This window comes from Dietzia sp. SLG310A2-38A2 (genome assembly GCF_014145095.1).
Lineage (GTDB): Bacteria > Actinomycetota > Actinomycetes > Mycobacteriales > Mycobacteriaceae > Dietzia.
The window spans coordinates 1-6,100 of record NZ_JAALDX010000053.1 but is presented as its reverse complement, the minus strand read 5'-3'; the positions used below and the strand labels follow the sequence as shown (position 1 = coordinate 6,100).

The 6,100-nt window shown below is 68.9% G+C and carries 8 protein-coding genes; 6 read left to right on the top strand and 2 right to left on the bottom strand.

What is annotated here, in order from left to right; genetic code table 11:
* The 5 genes from G6027_RS02080 to G6027_RS02060 all read left to right on the top strand — a co-directional run.
* A partial coding sequence (locus tag G6027_RS02080; protein ID WP_182634957.1) for a GntR family transcriptional regulator occupies positions 1–610 on the top strand: 610 nt, incomplete at its 5' end.
* A gap of 104 nt (positions 611–714) precedes the next feature.
* Positions 715–1,593 carry an ectoine/hydroxyectoine ABC transporter substrate-binding protein EhuB gene (gene ehuB / locus G6027_RS02075; RefSeq protein ID WP_182634955.1) on the top strand — a complete coding sequence of 293 codons (879 nt, stop codon included), beginning with the start codon at positions 715–717 and terminating at the stop codon, positions 1,591–1,593.
* Positions 1,594–1,603: 10 nt separating this feature from the next.
* The gene (ehuC, locus tag G6027_RS02070; protein WP_182634953.1) at positions 1,604–2,299 is read left to right on the top strand and encodes an ectoine/hydroxyectoine ABC transporter permease subunit EhuC; all 696 of its coding nucleotides are present in this window, start codon (positions 1,604–1,606) and stop codon (positions 2,297–2,299) included.
* Positions 2,299–2,955 carry an ectoine/hydroxyectoine ABC transporter permease subunit EhuD gene (gene ehuD, locus G6027_RS02065; RefSeq protein WP_182634951.1) on the top strand — a complete coding sequence of 219 codons (657 nt, stop codon included), beginning with the start codon at positions 2,299–2,301 and terminating at the stop codon, positions 2,953–2,955. Before ehuC ends, ehuD begins: the two co-directional genes overlap by 1 nt.
* Before the next feature lie 22 nt (positions 2,956–2,977).
* Entirely contained in the window at positions 2,978–3,736 is a 759-nt protein-coding gene (locus tag G6027_RS02060) for an amino acid ABC transporter ATP-binding protein (RefSeq protein ID WP_182634959.1), read from the top strand.
* Between the two features lie 19 nt (positions 3,737–3,755).
* Here the strand turns inward: G6027_RS02060 and G6027_RS02055 are convergent, their stop codons facing one another.
* Positions 3,756–4,373 carry a response regulator transcription factor gene (locus tag G6027_RS02055; protein WP_182634949.1) on the bottom strand — a complete coding sequence of 206 codons (618 nt, stop codon included), beginning with the start codon at positions 4,371–4,373 and terminating at the stop codon, positions 3,756–3,758.
* Between the two features lie 94 nt (positions 4,374–4,467).
* Here G6027_RS02055 and G6027_RS02050 point away from each other — a divergent pair, with 94 nt between their 5' ends.
* The gene (locus G6027_RS02050) at positions 4,468–4,740 is read left to right on the top strand and encodes a WhiB family transcriptional regulator (protein ID WP_182634947.1); all 273 of its coding nucleotides are present in this window, start codon (positions 4,468–4,470) and stop codon (positions 4,738–4,740) included.
* A 57-nt stretch (positions 4,741–4,797) separates the two neighbouring features.
* On the opposite strand, the gene G6027_RS02045 is transcribed toward G6027_RS02050, so the two are convergent.
* The coding region (locus tag G6027_RS02045) for an NAD-dependent succinate-semialdehyde dehydrogenase (protein ID WP_182634946.1) at positions 4,798–6,100 on the bottom strand (1,303 nt) is incomplete at its 5' end.

Below are 6,100 nucleotides of genomic sequence, written 5' to 3'. Positions count from 1 at the left end.
CCTCCGCCGGGCGATCTCGGACGGCACGTTCGCCCCTGGTGTCCAGCTCGGGGAGGCCGCGCTGGCGCGCTCGCTCGGTGTGAGCCGCGGGCCGCTGCGGGAGGCCATGCAACGGCTGACCCAGGAGGGGCTGCTCGTCTCGCACCGCAACCGGGGGCTCTTCGTCCCGGACCTCTCCGCCGAGGCGGTCGAGGACATGTACCTGTTGCGCACGACCGTCGAGACCGCCGCGCTGGACCGGGTGCTCGCCCTGGGGTGGGGAGTCGACACCGCCGACGCGCTCGACGCGGCCGTCGACGCGATGGCCTCCCTCGCCGACGAGCCACGGTCGGAGGCCATGGTCGCGGCGGACCTGGACTTCCACCACGTCCTGGTCGAGGCGGCCCGGAGCCCACGACTGTCGCGGGTGCACGAGACCGTCCTGGTCGAGACGAGCATGTGCCTGCACGCCATGCGCGGCACCTACTCGGACGCGGCGTCAAGGCTCGCCGAACACCGCGCGATCGCCGACGCCGTGCGTGCCGGGGACCCGGATCGGGCCAGGGAGTTGCTGGTCGACCACATGAGGGACGGGCTCGCGCGGGTCCGCGAGGGCGGCGGGGACCGGTGAGGCCATTGTTACGGCGAGGTCACGCTTGTCCCGTTAGGTGATGAACCCCGTGGGTCCGGCCATACGGTCGATGAACCGTTAACTTCAACCCGACGGAGGCACCGATGAACACCACCATCTCGCGACGGCAACTGTTCAGGGGGGTGCTGGCACTGGGCGGGGTGGTCGCGGTCGGTGGATCCCTCGCCGCCTGCACCACCACCGAGCCCGGCGGCCCGGAGGCAGGGGGAGGTGGTGGCCTCCTCGAGCGGGCCCGGCAGCAGGGACTGCGGATCGCCATCGGCAACGAGCCGCCCTACACCGAACTCTCCCCGGACGGCACCGTCACGGGCGCGGAGCCGGACGTCGTCCGGGCCGTCGCCGCACGGATGGGGATCGACCAAGTCGAGGGCATCGTCTCCGGCTACGACGCGATGATCCCGGGCCTCAAGGCCAACCGGTGGGACACCATCGCCGCGGGGCTGTTCATGAAGCAGTCCCGCTGCCGGGAGGTCTCCTACGCCTCACCCGTGATCGTCTCCACCGAGTCCTTCGGGGTGCGGCCGGGCAACCCCGAGAACATCGCGACCATCGCCGACGTCCTGGAGCGGGCGGACCTGCGCGTGGGTGTGGTCCCCGGAGGGTTCGAACAGGGGATCCTCGAGACGGCCGGGGTCGGGGCGGGCCAGATCATCAACGTCACCGACGCCCGGGGTGGCGCGGACGCCCTGAACGCCGACCGGATCGACGCCTTCCTCCTGCCCACGCTGTCCCTGCGCGAGCTCGAGGGAGTCGAGGTGACCGAGCCGATCGAGGACGCCCCCAGCACGGGGTCTTCGGCGGCGTTCCGCCCCGAGGACCAGGACTTCCTCGACGCTTACAACGAGGAACTCGAGAAGTTCAAGACCGAACCCGAGTTCGCCGAGATCCTCGAGAAATGGGGTTTCGATCCCACCGTCGTCGAGGGCGTGACGACCGAGGAACTCTGCGCCGTCGACGGCTGACCGGCGATCGATGGACGCTATCGCCGACTATCTCCCACTCATCCGGCAGGGCTTCCTCACCACTGTCCAGGTGACGGTCCTCGGTGCGGCGCTCGCGCTGGTCGTGGCCTTCACCCTGGGCCTGGCGCGGCTGTCCACCCACCGCTGGGTGCGCTGGCCCGCGGCGTGCATCGTGGAGTTCCTCCGCGGCACGTCGCTGGTGGTGCAGCTCTTCTGGCTGTTCTTCGCCCTTCCGTTCTTCGGGATCCAGCTCACCGCCATCTTCGCCGGGGTCCTCGCGCTGGGCCTCAACGAGGGCGCGTATGCCTCGGAGGTGGTCCGCGGGTCCATCGCGTCCCGGCCGAAGGGCCAGACCGAGGCCGCGATCGCGCTCAACATGACCCCCGCGCAGCGGATGCGCCGCATCCTTCTGCCGCAGTCGATCCCGGCGATGCTGCCGCCCATGGGCAACGTCATGGTGGACCTGCTCAAGAACAGCTCGCTGGTCTCCCTGGTGACCGTGGCGGACCTGACCTTCAACGCCGGGCTCATCCGGTCCTCGACCGGTGAGACCGCCCTGATCTACGGGATCATCCTGGTCCTGTATTTCATCCTGAGCCTGGTGATCTCGACGATCATCGCGCTCCTCGAGCGGCGGTTCGCACCGACCCGTGAGCGCCGGTCGCTGCTCACGGCCCTCACCGGCCGGATGCAGGGGGTGAGCTGATGATCTGGGACAACGCCTTCGCGATCAGCATCATCCCCGACCTGCTCTGGGGACTGGTCACCACGGTGCAGATCACCTTCGCCGGCATGGCCATCGCGGCCGTCCTCGGATTGGTCGTGGCCGTGTTCAGATACCTGCGGATCCCGGTGGTCTCCCGGGTCCTGGGTTTCCTCGTGTACCTCATCCGCGGGACACCCTTGCTCGTCCAGGCGTTCTTCGTGTTCTACGTCCTGCCGGAGTACGGCGTCACCATGAGCGCGCTGGTCACCGGCATCATCGTGATCGGCGTCAACTACAGCGCCTACACGGCCGAGGTCTATCGGTCGGGCATCGAGGGCATCCCGGTGGGGCAGTGGGAGGCCGCCACCGCCCTCAACCTGCCGGGCCGACGCACGTGGACACGGATCGTCCTACCCCAGGCGGTACGACGGGTGGTCCCACTGTTGGGCAACTACCTCATCCAGATGTTCAAGGACTCGGCCATCCTGTCCGCCATCACCGTCTACGAACTCATGTCGGTGGCCAAGGCGATCGGGCAATCGGAGTTCCGCTACATCGAACCCTTCACCATCGCGGCGCTGCTCTTCCTCATCGTGAGCGTCCCGTGCACACTCGTCCTGCGTCGATTGGAGACCCGCTATGGCACCGTCCACTGAGCTCGGCGAGACCGGGGAACCGATGGTCCGCTTCGAGAGGGTCAGCAAGAACTGGGGCGAGAACAGGGTCCTCCGCGAGCTCGACTTCACCGTCGCCAGAGGCGAGAAGATCTCGATCATCGGGCCGTCCGGTTCCGGCAAGACCACGATCCTGCGCGTGCTCATGACCCTCGAGTTCCCGACCTCGGGCCGTGTCCTGGTCGAGGGCGACGAGTTGTGGAACACCGACGGCGCGCGGAAGAGACCCCGCGAGACCAGGAGGATGCGCCAGATCCGCAGTCGGATCGGAATGGTGTTCCAACAGTTCAACCTGTTCCCGCACATGACCGCCCTGGAGAACGTCATGGAGGCGCCCGTGCACGTGCTCGGCAAGGACAAGGCGACGGCGCGGCGGGAGGCGGAGGAACTGCTCGCGCTGGTCGGTCTGGCCGATCATTCGGCCAAGAAGCCCCCGCAACTGTCCGGTGGCCAGCAACAACGCGTGGCGATCGCCCGGGCCATGGCCACGAAGCCCGACATCATGCTCTTCGACGAACCCACCTCGGCCCTGGACCCCGAGCTCGTGGGGGAGGTGCTCAAGGTGATCCGGGACCTCGCCAACGACTCGACCATGACGATGCTGATGGTGACTCACGAGATGAACTTCGCCCGGGAGATCTCCGACCGGGTGGTGATGTTCGACGAGGGTGTCGCGGTCGAATCCGCGCCGCCCGCGCAGTTCTTCGATTCTCCCGAGCACGAGCGCACCAAGCGGTTCCTCGGCGCGGTGCTGGGGTACTGAGCTACGGCGTACCGGGCGATCAGCGGGAGACCGCGAGCCCGCTCCGCATCGCCCACGCCACGGCCTGCGGTCTGGTCGTCACACCGATCTTTCGGTAGGCCTCCCGGATGTAGGTCTTGACCGTGTTGATCGACAGATAGCAGGCCGCCGCGATCTCCTCGTTGGACCGGCCCTGGGCGATCAGCGCGAGCATCTCCGATTCCCGGGGGGTCAGGCCCACGTCGCCGGTCGGCCACATCCCGGCGGACGCGTACTCGCCGTCGTGACCGAGCAGCCTCACCCGCTCACCCGCCGCGATCCGTTCCACGGCCCCGACCAGCTGCTCGCCGGCCAGCGACTTGGACAGGTACCCCGTGGCCCCCGAGGCGAAGGCCTCGTCGATGGCGCGCGGGTTCGTGACGAACGAGTAGACGGCCACGGCACCGATCGTCGGGTCGAGGGCCATGGCCGAGCACCGGGCCTGCCAGTCCACCGGGGAGGCGAAGGTGTCGAACAGCACCACGTCCACGTGCGCGCCGGTGCGGGAACCGGGCCCGTTCACCACCACCTCCACGCGGCCGGGGTACGGGGCGAGCAGCGCGTGCACGCCCGCGATGACCACCGTGTAGTCGTTCTCCACCGAGACCCTGACTGACATCTGAGGACTTTAACAGTTGTGACCCATCCCACCCCTGGGGGTGTGCCGAACACCCTCGAGCGTGAAAGAAGCTGGAGCCGACGGGGGGAGAGCCATGACGACCGCGACGAGAAGGATCGACGAAGGATGGGCCTGGGCAGAGCACGGGATGTGCCAGGACGTTCCGGACCTGTTCTACAACGCCGAGAACGAGTCGAAGAGCCTGCGTCGGCGTAAGGAGACGGCGGCCAAGAAGCTCTGTGCGCAGTGCCCGGTCATCGAGCAGTGCCGCGCGCACGCCGTGGCCCACCGCGAGCTCTACGGCGTCTGGGGCGGGATGTCCGAGGCCGACCGTCACCGGCTCGCCGGGCGGGTCCGCACCGGCTGACCGTCCAACGCCGAACCGCCCGCGGGCGGCAGGCGGCCGACGGCCGACGGCAGGCGGTCAGCGCACCGGGATCGCCACGAGTTTGGTCTCCACGAACTCCTCGATACCGGTCAGGCCGCCCTCCCGGCCCAGTCCCGACTGTTTTATGCCCCCGAACGGCGCCGCCGGGTTGGAGACGATCCCCGTGTTGACGCCCACCATCCCGGCCTCCAATCGCTCGGACATGGTCATCGCGCGGTCCAGGTTCTCGGTCATCACGTAGGAGACCAGGCCGAACTCGGTGTCGTTGGCCAGGGCCACCGCCTCGTCGTCGGAGTCGAACGGGATCAGGGCGGCCACGGGGCCGAAGATCTCGGTGGACATCAGGTCGGAGTCGGCCGCCACGCCGGTCAGGACGGTGGGCGGGTAGAAGTATCCGGGGCCCTCGACGCGCGCTCCGCCGCACAGTACCTCGGCGCCGCGCTCCACGGCATCGTCGACCAGCTCGACCACCTTCGTCACGGCCTTCTCCTCGACCAGTGGGCCGACGTCGGTGCCGTTCCGGGTGCCGTCGCCGACGGTCAGGGCGGACATCTTCTCGGTGAGGCGCCGACCGAACTCGCCCAGGACCGAACGGTGGACGAGGATCCGGTTGGCCGACGTGCAGGCCTCGCCCATGTTGCGCATCTTGGCGGCCATCGCGGCGCCGACGGCGGTGTCCATGTCCGCGTCCTCGCACACCACGAACGGCGCGTTCCCGCCGAGTTCCATCGACGTGCGCAGCACCCCGCGCGCGCACTGCTCCAGCAGCTTCCGGCCCACCGGTGTGGACCCGGTGAAGGACAGCTTGCGGGCGATCCCGGAGTCGATCCACGGTTCCACCACGCTGCCCGGGTCGGTGGTGCACACCACGTTGAGCACACCGTCGGGAAGTCCGGCCTCGCGCAGGATGTCCACCACGTACAGCGAGGTCAGGGGCGTGAGGTTGGCCGGCTTGAACACCATGGTGCAGCCGGCGGCGATGGCCGGGCCGATCTTGCGGGTGGCCATGGCGAGGGGGAAGTTCCACGGGGTGATGAGGATGCAGGGCCCGACCGGTTCGTGGGTCACCATGAGACGGGTCTTGCCGTCGGGCGAGCGGCGGGCGTCCCCGCGGATGCGACAGGCCTCCTCGGAGAACCAGCGGAAGAACTCGGCCCCGTAGGTGACCTCGCCCTTCGCCTCGGCCAGCGGCTTGCCCATCTCGGTGGTCATGAGCAGCGCCAGCTCGTCGGCGCGGTCGAGGATCAGCTCGTACGCCCGTCGCAGGATCTCGGCACGGTCGCGCGCGGGCACGGCCGCCCACTCCGGCTGCGTCCGCCCGGCGGTCTCGATCGCGGCG